This is a genomic window from Halopseudomonas sp. 4NH20-0008, from assembly GCF_057548395.1.
This window is the reverse complement of sequence record NZ_BAAJMD010000007.1, coordinates 152,971-166,933: the sequence shown is the minus strand read 5'-3', so window position 1 is coordinate 166,933 and position 13,963 is coordinate 152,971. Positions and strand designations below refer to the sequence as shown.

The 13,963-nt window shown below is 58.1% G+C and carries 15 protein-coding genes; 12 read left to right on the top strand and 3 right to left on the bottom strand.

Features of this window, described 5'->3' with window-relative positions:
• Nucleotides 1–95: 95 nt before the first annotated feature.
• From lysS to AC27HQ_RS09175, 5 genes are all read left to right on the top strand, one after another.
• Nucleotides 96–1,598, top strand: coding sequence for a lysine--tRNA ligase (lysS, locus tag AC27HQ_RS09195; protein ID WP_487155858.1), 1,503 nt, complete (start codon nt 96–98; stop codon nt 1,596–1,598).
• A 341-nt stretch (nt 1,599–1,939) separates the two neighbouring features.
• The gene (locus tag AC27HQ_RS09190; RefSeq protein WP_487155857.1) at nt 1,940–3,223 is read left to right on the top strand and encodes a flavohemoglobin expression-modulating QEGLA motif protein; all 1,284 of its coding nucleotides are present in this window, start codon (nt 1,940–1,942) and stop codon (nt 3,221–3,223) included.
• A gap of 9 nt (nt 3,224–3,232) precedes the next feature.
• Nucleotides 3,233–3,562 carry a PA3694 family proteiin gene (locus tag AC27HQ_RS09185; protein WP_487155856.1) on the top strand — a complete coding sequence of 110 codons (330 nt, stop codon included), beginning with the start codon at nt 3,233–3,235 and terminating at the stop codon, nt 3,560–3,562.
• Between the two features lies 1 nt (nt 3,563).
• On the top strand, nt 3,564–4,259 hold the full coding sequence (gene ung, locus AC27HQ_RS09180) for a uracil-DNA glycosylase (protein WP_487155855.1): 696 nt from the start codon (nt 3,564–3,566) through the stop codon (nt 4,257–4,259).
• 57 nt (nt 4,260–4,316) lie between these two features.
• A complete protein-coding gene (locus tag AC27HQ_RS09175; protein ID WP_487155854.1) occupies nt 4,317–5,132 on the top strand; it encodes an enoyl-CoA hydratase in 816 nt (271 codons plus the stop codon).
• 156 nt (nt 5,133–5,288) lie between these two features.
• Here the strand turns inward: AC27HQ_RS09175 and AC27HQ_RS09170 are convergent, their stop codons facing one another.
• Together AC27HQ_RS09170 and ygfZ are read right to left on the bottom strand one after the other, a co-directional pair.
• Complete coding sequence (locus AC27HQ_RS09170) at nt 5,289–6,119, bottom strand: HDOD domain-containing protein (RefSeq protein WP_487155853.1); 831 nt, start codon at nt 6,117–6,119, stop codon at nt 5,289–5,291.
• Between the two features lie 14 nt (nt 6,120–6,133).
• Complete coding sequence (gene ygfZ, locus AC27HQ_RS09165; protein WP_487155852.1) at nt 6,134–7,159, bottom strand: CAF17-like 4Fe-4S cluster assembly/insertion protein YgfZ; 1,026 nt, start codon at nt 7,157–7,159, stop codon at nt 6,134–6,136.
• A gap of 135 nt (nt 7,160–7,294) precedes the next feature.
• On the opposite strand from ygfZ, the gene AC27HQ_RS09160 reads away from it, so the two are divergent.
• Together AC27HQ_RS09160 and AC27HQ_RS09155 are read left to right on the top strand one after the other, a co-directional pair.
• Nucleotides 7,295–7,549, top strand: a complete 255-nt coding sequence (locus AC27HQ_RS09160; protein WP_487155851.1) for an FAD assembly factor SdhE — start codon at nt 7,295–7,297, stop codon at nt 7,547–7,549.
• The gene (locus AC27HQ_RS09155; protein WP_487155850.1) at nt 7,533–7,985 is read left to right on the top strand and encodes a hypothetical protein; all 453 of its coding nucleotides are present in this window, start codon (nt 7,533–7,535) and stop codon (nt 7,983–7,985) included. The genes AC27HQ_RS09160 and AC27HQ_RS09155 overlap by 17 nt, the downstream gene beginning before the upstream one ends.
• Here the strand turns inward: AC27HQ_RS09155 and nadB are convergent.
• Entirely contained in the window at nt 7,954–9,567 is a 1,614-nt protein-coding gene (gene nadB / locus AC27HQ_RS09150; RefSeq protein ID WP_487155849.1) for an L-aspartate oxidase, read from the bottom strand. The two genes, AC27HQ_RS09155 and nadB, sit on opposite strands and share 32 nt — an antisense overlap.
• A gap of 235 nt (nt 9,568–9,802) precedes the next feature.
• Between nadB and rpoE the strand changes: the two genes are divergently transcribed.
• The 5 genes from rpoE to AC27HQ_RS09125 all read left to right on the top strand — a co-directional run bounded on the left by rpoE (nt 9,803) and on the right by AC27HQ_RS09125 (nt 13,957).
• Nucleotides 9,803–10,378 (top strand): RNA polymerase sigma factor RpoE, encoded by a 576-nt coding sequence (gene rpoE, locus AC27HQ_RS09145; protein WP_487155848.1) that lies wholly within the window; start codon nt 9,803–9,805, stop codon nt 10,376–10,378.
• An 84-nt stretch (nt 10,379–10,462) separates the two neighbouring features.
• Nucleotides 10,463–11,068: a sigma-E factor negative regulatory protein gene (locus AC27HQ_RS09140; RefSeq protein ID WP_487155847.1), complete on the top strand. Its 606-nt coding sequence runs from the start codon at nt 10,463–10,465 to the stop codon at nt 11,066–11,068.
• A gap of 48 nt (nt 11,069–11,116) precedes the next feature.
• Nucleotides 11,117–12,034: a MucB/RseB C-terminal domain-containing protein gene (locus AC27HQ_RS09135; protein WP_487155846.1), complete on the top strand. Its 918-nt coding sequence runs from the start codon at nt 11,117–11,119 to the stop codon at nt 12,032–12,034.
• Entirely contained in the window at nt 12,031–12,492 is a 462-nt protein-coding gene (locus AC27HQ_RS09130) for a SoxR reducing system RseC family protein (protein WP_487155845.1), read from the top strand. Before AC27HQ_RS09135 ends, AC27HQ_RS09130 begins: the two co-directional genes overlap by 4 nt.
• A 34-nt stretch (nt 12,493–12,526) precedes the next feature.
• Complete coding sequence (locus AC27HQ_RS09125) at nt 12,527–13,957, top strand: DegQ family serine endoprotease (RefSeq protein WP_487155906.1); 1,431 nt, start codon at nt 12,527–12,529, stop codon at nt 13,955–13,957.
• Nucleotides 13,958–13,963 lie beyond the last annotated feature (6 nt).

Sequence of the window (13,963 nt, the reverse complement as noted above, 5' to 3'; positions counted from 1 at the left end):
GTTTCAAGTTACAAGCTGCAAGGCCAGGTCGCTCCCTCGAGATGCCCTGCTTGCAGCTACCCTACACGATGATGATTTGAGCGGGACGACCGACTATGAGCGACCAACACCTCGACCAGCAGCAACTGCAGCATGAAGAAAACAGCCTGATTGCCCTGCGCAAGGAAAAGCTGGCCGCCGAGCGTGCCCGTGGTAATGCCTTCCCCAACCGGTTCCGCCGTGACAGCCTGGCTGGCGACTTGCAGGCCACCTATGCAGAGCACAGCAAGGAAACGCTGGAAGCGTCGGGCATAGCGGTCAAGGTGGCAGGCCGGATCATGCTGAATCGTGGCGCCTTCATTGTCATTCAGGACATGAGCGGACGGATTCAGCTGTATGTCGACCGCAAGGGCTTGCCGGCCGAGACCCTGGAGCAGATCAAGCACTGGGATATGGGCGATATCATCGCCGCCGAAGGCACCCTGGCGCGCTCCGGCAAGGGTGACCTGTACGTCAATATGGCCAGCGTCCAGCTGCTGACCAAATCCCTGCGCCCGCTGCCGGACAAGTTCCACGGTTTGACTGATACCGAGCAGCGTTATCGCCAGCGTTATGTTGATCTGATCGTCAACGAAGATACGCGCAATACCTTTCTGGTACGTTCGCGGGTGATTGCGCATATCCGCAAGTTTCTGGCCCAGCGCAACTTCCTGGAAGTGGAAACGCCGATGCTGCAAACCATCCCCGGTGGCGCCGCGGCCAAGCCGTTCGAGACCCATCACAATGCGCTGGACCTGCCGATGTTCCTGCGTATCGCGCCGGAGCTGTACCTCAAGCGACTGGTGGTAGGTGGCTTTGAGCGGGTCTTCGAGATCAACCGCAACTTCCGCAACGAGGGCGTCTCGACCCGGCACAATCCCGAGTTCACCATGCTCGAGTTCTATCAGGCCTACGCCGATTACGAAGACAACATGGACCTGACCGAGGAGTTGTTCCGCGAGCTGGCGCTGGATGTGCTGGGCAGCACCGATGTGCCCTATCAGGGCAAGGTGTTCCACTTCGGTGAGCCCTTTGCGCGGCTCTCGGTGTTCGACTCGATTCTCAAGTACAACCCGGACATTAGCGCCGCCGATCTGCAGGATCTTGACCGGGCGCGCGCCATTGCGAAAAAGGCCGGTGCGGCGGTGAAGGGCTTCGAAGGTCTGGGCAAGCTGCAGACCATGATTTTCGAGGAACTGGTCGAGCACCGTCTGGAACAACCGACCTTTATCACCCGCTACCCCTTCGAGGTCTCGCCCCTGGCCCGTCGCAGCGATGACGATCCGAGCGTCACCGACCGCTTCGAGCTGTTTATCGGTGGCCGTGAGATTGCCAACGCCTATTCGGAGCTGAACGACGCCGAAGATCAGGCCGAACGCTTCCACGCCCAGGTGGCGGACAAGGATGCCGGTGACGATGAGGCCATGCACTATGACGCCGACTTCGTTCGCGCCCTGGAATACGGCATGCCGCCGACGGCGGGTGAGGGCATAGGTATTGATCGTCTGGTCATGCTGCTGACCGATGCACCGTCCATTCGTGATGTGATTCTGTTCCCGCATATGCGGCCTGAGGCCTGATTTTTTGTATTTGTTGATCTTGCGTGCAAGGAAAGTCTGATTTAAAGGTTTGCTTGCGCGTTTGGCTACGTACGTGATCAGACTTTCCAACACAATTGGTCTCCAAGACGGTTTCAGATACAGTGCTATGAGAAAAGGTGGGGGCTAATACCAATCCCGTTTTGCGATGCTAGGCGAGCCCTGTGCTGGACCGTCCGCGCCCAGGACGGGCGCGGCCGAGCCTCCATGGATGGGTTCACGGCGTGTCCAGCACAGGGCTTGCCTAGCTGAGCATTGCACCGAACGCTATATCCCCTTCAGCTTTTAAGCGGACCAAGGGCAACCACCACGGCAGGGACTCTATGACGGTAAAGCAGAGCGAGCAGTACCAACTGGTGATCCGCAGTCTGTCTGACCGCATTGTCGAGGCGCAGTCGCCGATCCGGATTCTGGATGCGATCAAGTGGGACGACAACCTGCGCGAGGAGTTCTTCCGCAAGCGCTGCAAGGCGCTGCCCGATACCGGCCCCGACTATTATGCCCAGCGCCCGCTGGGATTCGACCCTGCGGAACGGCGTCAGGTCTTTCAGGAAATCGAGCGGGACATTACCCGGCAGTTGGGCACCTTCAACCCGGTCGGGCAGATCATGCGGCGTATGTGCAAGGAATACCGCATGGTCATCCGCATGCTCGAAGCCCGCGGTACGCCGGATATGGGGCTGATCTCGCAGGAGCTGTATGGCTCGGCCTCCGATGCCTTCCATGCCGGTGACCCGACCCTGACCGACCTGGGCATCATGCTCAGTGAGTCGCTGACCAATATCGGCTCCGATCTGGGCCGCGAGCCCAAGATCATTGCTGCCCCGGAAGCCGTGGCCATCCTTCAGGAACGCATGAATCAGGCCTTTCCGGACGATCAATCGGTGCGCGTATTCGAGTCTGACGGGATTGTCGCCGATGCGGCTGCCGGTGCCGACTACATCAAGATCCGCAGTGATGCGATGTTCAACCAGCGCGATCTGAATATTCTTGCCGTGCATGAGGGTATGGTGCATGTGGCTACCAGTCTGAACGGCAAGCACCAGCCAATCTGCACCTTTCTGGCCAAGGGGCCGCCGTCATCGACGGTGACCCAGGAAGGCCTGGCGATTCTGATGGAGGTGATCACCTTTGCCTCCTATCCGGCGCGACTGCGCAAGCTGACCAATCGCACCCGGGCCATTCAACTGGCTGAAAGTGGTGCGAACTTCCTGGACGTATTTCAGTTCTATCGTGAGCAGGATTACTCCAAGGAAGACAGCTATGCCAATGCCAGCCGGGTATTTCGCGGCTCCAGCAGTGACGGCTTGCCCTTCACCAAGGACCTGGCCTATCTCAAGGGCTTTATTCTGACTTACAACTTTATCCAGCTGGCGGTGCGCAAGGGCAAGCTGCAACAGATCCCCCTGTTGTTCTGTGGCAAGACCACCCTTGAGGATATGCGTACCCTGGGTCAGTTGGTGGAGGAGGGGCTGGTGGTGCCGCCGCGTTATCTGCCGGCGCCCTTTGCCGACCTCAACGCCCTGAGTGCCTGGATGTGCTTCTCGGGTTTTTTGAACAATCTTAGCCTCGACCGCATCGAGGCTGACTATGCCAATATTCTGTGAGGTAAGTCTGTGAGCGAAACAAACCGGGACAACAAGTTACCGATGATTATCACCGCCTTTGCCAGCGTGATCTTTACCGTGGCGGTATTGCATTTTTACGGTTATCTGAACTTTGCCCGTGAGGACGAGAGCCGGCTGGTTGCCGAGTTCAGTCTGGTTACGGTTGGTTCCGAAGAAGCAGGGCAGATGCGCAGTCGCTCGGCCAATCAGGTGGCTGAGTGTGTTGACGGCATCCTGGTGTTGCATGACAGCCGCCATAATGGCCTGTCGGGTCTGTTGGTAGATGATCGGCAGCGCGTCATTCGTTGCAACGCGCAATCTGTTCCGGTTGCCGAGTAGTATGCCGGCCTCCGAGGCTCAATTGGAGCCGGGCTGGAAGGCCGCGCTAGCCGATCAGTTTGATCAGCCTTACATGCGTGAACTGAAAGCTTTCCTGCTGGCGGAGAAACAGGCTGGCAAGGTGATTTTTCCACCGGGCCCGTTGATTTTTAACGCGCTGAACAGCACGCCGCTGGATCAGGTCAAAGTGGTGATCATCGGGCAGGATCCTTACCACGGCCCCGGTCAAGCCCATGGCCTGAGCTTTTCTGTACCACCTGGTGTACCCGCGCCGCCATCGTTGAAGAATATCTTCAAGGAGCTGCAGCGTGATCTGGGGCTGCCGATTCCCGCTCACGGCTGTCTGCAAAGCTGGGCAGAGCAGGGTGTATTGTTGCTCAATGCCGTGCTGACAGTAGAGCAGGCCAGTGCTGGTGCCCATGCCAAGCGCGGTTGGGAGCGCTTTACGTCGAAGGTGATCGAGGTGCTTGCTGCGCGCCACCAGAATCTGGTGTTTATGCTCTGGGGCAGTTATGCGCAAAAGAAGGCCGAGCAGATTGATCTGTCTGCCCACCATGTTTTGCGCTCGGTGCACCCGTCGCCACTCTCGGCCCATCGAGGTTTTATCGGTAACGGTCATTTCTCCCAGGCCAATGACTATTTGCAGGCCCATGGACAGTCGCCGATTGATTGGTCTCTGCCCGCCCTTCCGGCCTGACATTAAGCCTGCATTGGCCTATTCTTGAAGGGTCACAACACTGTCTGGAGTCTTTCCATGGAACACGCATTGCAACCCTATACCGCGCTGGTTCCGCGCACGGACAAGCTGGTGGTGCAGAAGGTCGGCCACACGGCGCTGGTGACCATAGACAATCCCTCAGCCAACACCTGGGACACCGATACCTTGCATGGGTTGGTCGAGCTGGTGGGACACCTGGACGGCGATCCGGAGATCTTTGCCCTGGTGATCACCGGGCGAGGCAGCCGGTTCTTTTCTGCCGGGGCAGACCTGAAGCTGTTCGCCGATGGCGACAAGGGTCGAGCCCGACAAATGGCTCGCTTGTTCGGGCAGGCTTTCGAAGCCCTGCGGGACTTTTCCGGGGTATCCATTGCCGCTATCAATGGTTATGCCATGGGTGGTGGGTTGGAGTGTGCGCTGGCCTGTGATATCCGCATTGCCGAACGGCAGGTGCAGATGGCGCTGCCGGAAGCCAGCGTCGGGCTACTGCCCTGCGCTGGCGGCACTCAGGCCTTGGCCTGGCTGGTGGGCGAGGGCTGGGCCAAACGCATGATTCTGTGTGGCGAGCGCATTGATGGCGTCAAGGCCGAGCGTATTGGTCTGGTTGAGGAAGTGGTGGAGGAGGGCGAGTCTGTTGCCGCCGCGTTACGCCTGGCTGCGCAGGTCGGTCGTCAAAGTCCACAGGCGGTCAAAGCCTGCAAAACCCTGATTCAGGGCGCCCGCCATCAACCCTTGAACAGCCTGCTGGCCGAAGAGCGTGAGCGCTTTGTTGATCTGTTTGATCTGGAGGATACGCTTGAGGGCGTGAATGCCTTCTTCGAGAAACGCCCGCCGCAGTGGCGGAACCGGTAAAGCAGCCGCAAGCTGCAAGCCTTAAGCGGCAAGCTGGCAGAGCAGGTTCGAGGTAATGCTTTATTGCCGGTATAAAGCCGTTGACAGGCATTGCGCAACCCCCAAACTGATTACGCTTGCAGCTTGCAGCTTGCAGCTTGCAGCTTGCAGCTGCTTTTACCCCAACAACGCCATCGCCGCTTCCATCTCTGCAGACAGATCCTCTTCATCCTCACCACCGTCCTGGCTGATGCCGAGTTTGGCGAAGGCCGGGATGCTGTTCCAGTCCATCTGTGTCAGCGGATGATCCGGGCTGAGGCTTTGCAGCATGGCAACCTGCACAATGTCGGCATAGTCAGGTGTAGGTGAGTTGCGCTGGAAGTCCAGGTGCTGGGTGGGCACGTGACGCAGTGGCTCGGGGAAGTCCCAGGCGGCCAGGATGCGATCACCGAGGATCGGATGAATGCGGTCAATAACCAGGTTCAGACTGATCGAATCGGATAGCAGACTGTCATTCTCTTCGGCATAACTCAAGATGGGCAAGACGCCAATCTGATGCACCAGCCCAGCCAGCGTAGCCTGGTCAGGTTTGAGCTTGGTGTAGTGTCGGCACAGCACATGGCTGATGCCGGCTACTTCAGTACTGCGGCCCCAGACTTCACGCATCTTGCGGTCGATCACGTCCGAGGTAGCCTGAAACATCTGCGCCATTGCCAGGCCGGTGGCCAGGTTAGCCGTGTAGGTTATGCCCATGCGGTTGACCGCCATGCCCAGATCAGTAATTTCGGTGCGGGTGCGCAGCAAGGGGCTGTTGACCACCTTGATCAGTCGCGCACTAAGGGCCGCATCGTTACTGATCTCGCGTACCAGATGCGGGATGCTGACGTCCGGGTCTTCGGCTGCTTCACGAATACGCAGGGCAACCTCGGGCAGGGTCGGCAGGGTCAGTTGATCCTTGTCGATGGCCTGTATGAGTTCATCCTGTACGCGCTGGGCAAGATCGGTCATGGGGTAGTCCTTGTTCAGTTTACCGTGCTGGTTTCGGCGTCGGCCAGCTCGCTGTCATAGGGCAAGTCGGTCAAGGTCAGCAGTGAACCCTGATGGTCGATTGCACATAATGTTGCCAATTGTGCCGCATCCTTTTGCACTACGGCCAGTATTTCTACCTGCTGCCCGCAATAGACACTTTCCACCACTTCGCCAACACTCTGCCCGCTGCCTTGGTCGATGATAGCTGTACCGGGCTGAAGAGGCTCTGTTCCGGTCATCAGGAACCTGAACATGCGTTTTTTGAGTTTACCAAGGTACTGCATGCGCGCGACGATTTCCTGGCCGGTATAACAGCCTTTCTTGAAGCTGACAGCGCTGAACAGATGCAGGTTGAGCATTTGCGGGATAAAGCTTTCACGGGTTTGCAGTCTGACCCGGCCTATGCCCTGGCGGATATTCAGGCATTGCCATTGCTCGGCTGGTGCTGTGCACACCTGCCCAGACAGGCTCACCATCAAGGCTTGGCTGTGCTCTGCAGGGCACCAGAGCTCATAGCGTGCGGAGTCCGGTAAGCGCAAAATCAAGGTCTGATTAGCGCCGACAGAGACCTGGTCTGGTTCGGTGGGTATATTCAGTCCGGCTTGTTGCAGAGCCTGTTCGGCTCCCTCGCCCCAAAGCCCAACACGAACCCAGCTCTGGCTGATGTCTTCAAGTCGGACCTTGAAGAACACCGCATATTTGCTCAGGTCGGCCAGTTGGCCTTCCAGCAGGTGTTGATCCATGGCCAGCAGATAGTCGGTTTCACCGCTGCGTAGCAGGCGGAAACTGGACTGCATGCGCCCCTTGGGGTTGCAGCGAGCCCCCATTGAGCTGCCGGGGACCTCCAGCAGGCGCAGGTCGCAGGTCAGTTGGCCCTGCAGAAAGCGCTCAGCGTCCTGGCCGCTGACGCGTAACAGAGCCTCGTCGGCCAATTGACAGATAAAGGCTGTGGCGCCTTCCGCTTGCGGCAGGGAGTTGAATAGATCTGCGTTGTTTTGAATAGGGCTGTTGTGGCTCATTGGTTCGGGTATCTGCTGTATCAGGTGTCTTTCGCTGTTACATCATAGGACTAAGGTGCATGCTTGTCAGCGTCAGCTTGCGCTTATAATGAAGACTGTGCACGCTATGGCGCCTTTACCCCTGCGGAGATATTGATGTCGGCCGATATAGAAATGAAACGTTTGTTCTGGCATAGCCGTCGAGGCATGTTGGAGCTGGATGTACTCCTGTTGCCCTTTCTTCAGGAGGCCTACAGCGACCTTGAACCGGCTGATAAAGAGCGCTTCAGCAAACTGCTGACCTGCGAAGACCAGGACATGTTCGGCTGGTTCATGCAGCGTAGCGAGCCTGATGATCCGGATCTGCAACGCATTGTGAGGATGATACTCGACCGTGTTCAGCCAAAATGATTACCTGTTGCTGCGGCGTCAACCATCACGCTTTCTGGCGGTAACCCTGCTGCTGTTAAGCCTGTTTGCCGAGATAGCCCTCTACCGTAGCGGCCTACCCGCCATGCTGGTGTTGCCGTTGATGTTGCTGGTAGTAGGTTTTGCCATTTGGGTATGGCCGCGTCAGATCAGCTTGCGACATGCCCAGTCTGTTACCGGGCTGCGCTTTGATGGCGAGGGGTGGCATTTACTGCGCCGGGATGGCAGTGAATCCTCTGCGCAGTTGTTGTCAGACACCTTTGTCAGTGCGTTGTTGACCGTCGTGCGCTTACAGGAGCCGGGCCGGTGGTGGTCCATATCGGTCATTCTGCCAGCCGATGCTGCGACTGAGGATGCGCTCAGGCGCTTGCGTCTGCGCTTGCGCTTCAGTCGTCAGCGCTGGGTGGCTGCAGAATAGTATCCCGGGCCTCGTCCAGCAGATCCGGGTAGTCCAGGGTAAAGTGCAGGCCGCGGCTTTCCTTGCGCTGCATCGCCGACTGGATGATCAGATCAGCCACCAGTGCCAGGTTACGTAGTTCCAGTAGATCGCGGGTCACTGTGTAATTGCTGTAAAACTCGTGGATTTCGGCCAGCAGCATGTCGACCCGATGTTTGGCCCGTTGCAGCCGCTTGGTCGTTCGTACAATGCCCACATAGTCCCACATGAAGCGCCGCAATTCGTCCCAGTTGTGGGAAATGATCACGTCCTCGTCCGAGTCTGTTACCTGACTTTCATCCCAGGCGGGCAGGTTCTCAGGCATGTCGGTAGTGGCCAGTTGCTGAAGAATATCGCTGCTGGCTGAGCGGCCATAGACGATGCACTCAAGCAACGAGTTGCTGGCCATGCGGTTGGCGCCGTGCAAGCCGGTAAAACTCGTCTCACCGATGGCATACAGGCTTTCCACATCGGTTCGGCCATTCTTGGATACCACCACGCCCCCGCAGGTATAGTGCGCCGCCGGAACCACAGGAATGGGCTCGCGGGTGATGTCGATGCCGAAGGACAGGCAGCGTTCATATACGGTCGGGAAATGGCTGCGGATGAACTCAGCCGGTTTGTGGCTGATATCCAGATACACGCAATCCAGACCCAGACGCTTCATCTCGTGGTCAATCGCCCTGGCGACAATATCCCTGGGTGCCAACTCGGCGCGGCTGTCAAAGCGTGGCATAAAACGCGTCCCATCAGGCAACTTGAGCAGCGCGCCTTCACCGCGCAGGGCTTCGGTGACAAGAAAGCTTTTGGCCCGAGGGTGATACAGGCAGGTCGGATGAAACTGGTTGAATTCCATGTTGGCGACCCGGCAGCCTGCTCGCCAGGCCATGGCAATGCCGTCGCCGGAGGCACTGTCGGGATTGCTGGTGTAGAGATAGACCTTGCTGGCGCCGCCGGTTGCCAGCACGGTAAAGCGTGCGGCATGGGTTTCCACATGGCCGGTGCTGCGATTGAGGATGTAGGCCCCCAGGCAGCGCTGGCCGTCGCGGCCGAGCTTGTTACTGGTAATCAGGTCAACCGCAACGCGGTTTTCCAAGAGTTCGATGTTGTCATGTTGCAGGGCGCGTTGCAGCAGGGTGTTGAAGATCGCGGCGCCTGTGGCATCGGCGGCATGGATGATGCGCCTGTGACTGTGTCCGCCTTCCATGGTCAGGTGAAAATCATCCGACTCACTGCCATCTTCACGGCGCTCGCGGGTAAAGGGCACACCCTGACTGATCAGCCAGCCAATGGCGTCTCGGCTCTCTCCGACTATGTGCCGGACAGATTCTTCATTGCATAGTCCGCCACCGGCATCGAGGGTGTCTTGTACATGGGCGTCGACGGTATCACTGTCGTCCAGTACGGCGGCAACACCGCCCTGGGCCCAGAAAGTCGAGCCTTCAGACAGTTGACCCTTGCTGATGACGCCTACCCGAAGATTGTCTGCCAGGTGCAGAGCCAGAGTCAGGCCGGCGGCACCGCTGCCGATTACCAGTACGTCATATTGTGCAGTATCGGTCATGGTGCCTCGGTGAAGAAAGGGGTGAAGCGGTCACGCTGTCGAGAGGGGTAGTATATAGAAGGTGCCTGCTCCACAATACTGTCATATTGCGTATGCCCCATGCTGTCGGAGATTGAACTTTTACAGGGGGTGTCGCTCCTATAGCTGAATCTGATGGGGGAGAACTTTTGCGTAGATTGTGGGTCTATCACAACGAGGTGGCGTTGAAGGTTACCGTGTCCAATGGAGTGGCTGCATGACCGAGCAGACCGACCAGCAGTTGGTCGAGCGGGTTCAGCGGGGTGACAAGCGGGCATTTGATCTGCTGGTGCTCAAATACCAGCACAAGATTCTGGCGCTGGTCACTCGCTTTGTTCATGACAGTCATGAAGCCCAGGACGTATCTCAGGAAGCCTTCATCAAGGCCTATCGCGCGCTAGCCAATTTTCGCGGCGACAGTGCTTTTTACACCTGGTTGTATCGCATTGCGATCAACACGGCGAAGAATTATCTGGTGGCACGTGGTCGGCGTCCTCCGGACTCGGATATAGCCGCCGATGAAGCCGAATATCACGAGGGTGACAGTGCCCTGAAGGATATTCATTCGCCAGAGCGAGATATGTTGCGCAACGAAATTGAGCAGGTAGTGAACAAAACCCTGCAACAGTTGCCTGATGATTTGAGAACGGCTTTGACCTTGCGTGAATTTGAAGGTTTGAGTTATGAAGATATTGCCGTGGTCATGGGTTGTCCGGTGGGTACCGTACGTTCGCGTATTTTCCGGGCACGTGAGGCGATAGACAAAGCCCTGAAGCCGCTGCTTGAAGACTGAGTTTGAATGCTTGGTTTGATTGATTAGCGTGAAAGGGACCGGTGCAGCAAGCCCCCATACGGGGTCAACAGCAGAGGTAAGGCAATGAGCAGTGAATCCTTGCAGGAATCTCTCTCCGCGCTGATGGATGATGAAGCGGGTGAACTCGAAGTCCGTCGCATACTCCAGGCCAGTGAAGGTGATCCGGCGCTGCGCAAGACTTGGGAGCGTTTCCAGGTCGCGCGGGCCATGATGCATAAGGAACCCTGGCAGGGTCGGGTGGATATCTCCGCCGGTATTGCCGCCGCCATTGCCTCCGAACAGGCTCCGACGGCGACAGCCAGTCGAGCCAGTCGGGTGTGGCACAACCTGGGTCGTGTCGCCGTAGCAGCCTCTGTTACCCTGGCTGTACTGGTTGGCGTGAACATGTTCAATCAGCAGGAACTGGCCGTGTCTGATGACCTGGCTGCGGTCGAGCGTGCGACGCCGCAGATGTCGCCAAGTATCAGTGTGCCGCAGGGTGGTGGTGCGGTATTGGCCGGCTTCTCCACGCCGGCTCCAGTCGAAGCCGAAACGGCTTCGCAGTCACCTACACTCTGGCATGAGCAGCGCATCGGAACCTACTTGAGAGAGCATGCCGAGCACAGTTCGCGCTTTGGCAGTTCACAGGTGCTCCCCTATGCTCGCGCCGCGAGCCTGGAAAGTCGCTAAGTGCCTGGCAAGCCCGCAATCAGACCCTCTCTGCTGTGGGCTGCATCCATGGCGATGCTGTTGCTTATTCAGCCTGTCCAGGCTGATGAGGCGCGACAGTGGCTCTCGCGGATGAGTGAAGCAGCGCGCCTGCAAAGCTATCAGGGCGCTTTTGTGTATGAACGTAGTGGCAGCTTTTCAACCCATCTGATCTGGCGTCAGGTAGATGCAGGGGATGTGACCGAGCGTCTCTTACAGAGCGATGGTGATCCCCAGGAGTGGATTCGCCACAACGGCGAGTTGCTCTGCACCAGTTCAACATCGATAGCAGCCGATTGGGCAGATGCCACTCTGTTGGCGGAGCAGCCTGATCTGTTGCATAACTGGTATAGCCTGCAAATTCTGGGCGAGACCCGGGTCGCCAATCGGCCAGTTACCGTGCTGGCCGTCAAGCCTCGAGACCCCTTCCGCTATGCTTATGAACTGTATCTCGATACGCAGACCGGGTTGTTGCTCAAATCACTTTTGATCAATGAGCGCGAGGTGTTACTCGAGCGCTTTCAGTTCACCAGCCTGTCTCTTGATCGTATCGATCCGCTTGAACTTGAGCCGGGCGAGGCGTGCAAGAGCCTGCCTATCCAGCCATCAAATCTGTTGGACAACCGTGCGCGCTGGGTACCAACCTGGCTGCCTTCAGGCTTTGCCCTGGGCTACAGCGAAACGCGCGCGCTGGAGGGTGATGGCCAGCTGTTCATTCAGGTTTTCACTGATGGACTGGCGCGCTTCACCCTGTTCATCGAGTCGCTGGGCGATCAGGCGCTGGCCGATGATTTGCGCGCTCAGCTCGGACCTACCGTTGCAGTCAGTCGCAAACTGGCAACGCCGGAAGGCGATTTTCTTGTGACTGTGGTTGGCGAGATACCCGCTGTTGCAGCCGAGCGGGTGGCGGATTCATTGCGTCGCGAGAATGACGGTGGGGTGCAATGATTGAAGAACAGGGCAGGGTGCTCAGCATCGAACCTGGCGCGGCCTGGGTTGAGACCATCCGCCGCAGTACCTGTGGCTCCTGCCAGGCGCGTGCCGGTTGCGGTCAGGCACTGATGCAGAGACTCGGCGCCGGGGCGCGGCAAGGTTATATCAGGGTATTGACCGATCAGCCGCTGTCTGTTGGTGATGAGGTCGTGATCGGTCTTGCGGAGACGGCCGTGGTCAGAGCTTCAGTCTGGATGTATGCAGTGCCGCTGCTGGTTCTGTTTGTCTTTGCCCTGCTGGCAGAGGCAATGGCTGTGCCGGAGCCCGGTATCATTCTCGCAGCCTTTGTCGGTCTGGCGGCCGGCTTTGTTTTGGTACGTCTTCGTGCAGGACGGCAACAGGCCAATCCTGAGCTGCAGCCTTGTGTGCTGCGTCGTGTGTCAAGCCAGCAGGCTGTGCCGTCTGCAGGTTGAGCGAAATCATTCAAGAGGAGAACAAGTGCATATGTTGTCAGTGCAACGTTGGATGCTGGTCGCTTCAAGCGTCTTGATGCTGGGTTGGCAGTCTGCAGCCATGGCCCGCGACTTGCCCGATTTTACCGATTTGGTTGAGGACGTGTCGCCGGCGGTGGTGAATATCAGTACCACCCAGCGGGTCACTAACCGTTTGCCCATGGGGGCGCCCGGCATGCCTGATCTGGAAGGCCTGCCGCCGCTGTTCCGTGAGTTCTTCGAGCGCAGCTTTCCACCGGGACAGGGCGGCCAAATGCCTCCTGAACGCCAGGCACCCCAGTCCCTGGGCTCTGGCTTCATCATCTCGCGTGATGGCTATGTGCTGACCAACAATCATGTGATTGCTGATGCTGAAGAGATTTTTGTGCGGCTCTCGGATCGCCGCGAACTCTTGGCTGAGCTGGTGGGCGCGGATCCGCGCTCGGATCTGGCCCTGCTAAAAATTGATGCAGGTGGTGATCTGCCGGTGACGCGCATGGGCAGCTCGGCTGCCCTCAAGCCGGGTGAGTGGGTGCTGGCCATCGGTTCTCCCTTCGGTTTTGACTACTCGGTTACTGCCGGTATCGTCAGTGCCAAAGGCCGCAGTCTGCCGAACGAAAATTACGTGCCTTTCATCCAGACCGACGTGGCCATCAACCCGGGTAATTCGGGTGGACCACTGCTCAATCTGGACGGTGAGGTCGTGGGCATCAATTCACAGATATTTACCCGTTCCGGTGGCTTCATGGGCTTGTCCTTTGCCATTCCGGTGGATGTGGCCATGGATGTGGTCGAGCAGCTCAAGACCAATGGCTCTGTTCAGCGCGGTTGGCTGGGCGTGGTGATTCAGGAAGTGAACAAGGATCTGGCCGAGTCCTTTGGTCTGAGCAGGCCGGCTGGCGCCCTGGTCGCGCAGATCATGCCGGAAGGCCCGGCTGATGAAGGTGGTTTGCAGGTCGGTGACGTGATTCTGAGCTTCAATGGTCAGGACATTGTCATGTCGTCTGATTTGCCACATGCCGTTGGTCTGGTTCGTCCTGGTACCGAGGCCACGCTGGTGGTAATGCGAGACAAACGTCGGCAAACCCTGCGCATGGAAATCGGTGCGCTGCCAGAAGATGAAGCTGCAATTGCAGCAGCGCCTCGGGATTCTGCGCCCGCCAATACCGACAACCGATTGGGTGTGGTTGTGGTGGAGCTGTCGGACGCGCAGAAAAACAGTCTGGATGTGCGCTCCGGTGTGGCTGTGCGAGAGGTCCGTCAGGGCCCTGGCGCCATGGTCGGATTGCGTCCAGGCGACATCATTACTGATCTGGATAACAGGCCTGTTGAGTCAGTCAAGGAATTCAACGCCATTACCGCCGAGTTGCCGACCAATCGCTCGGTGTCAATGCGGGTGATCAGGCAGGGCCGCGCCAGTTACATTACCTTCCGTTTGGCCGAATAGTTTCAA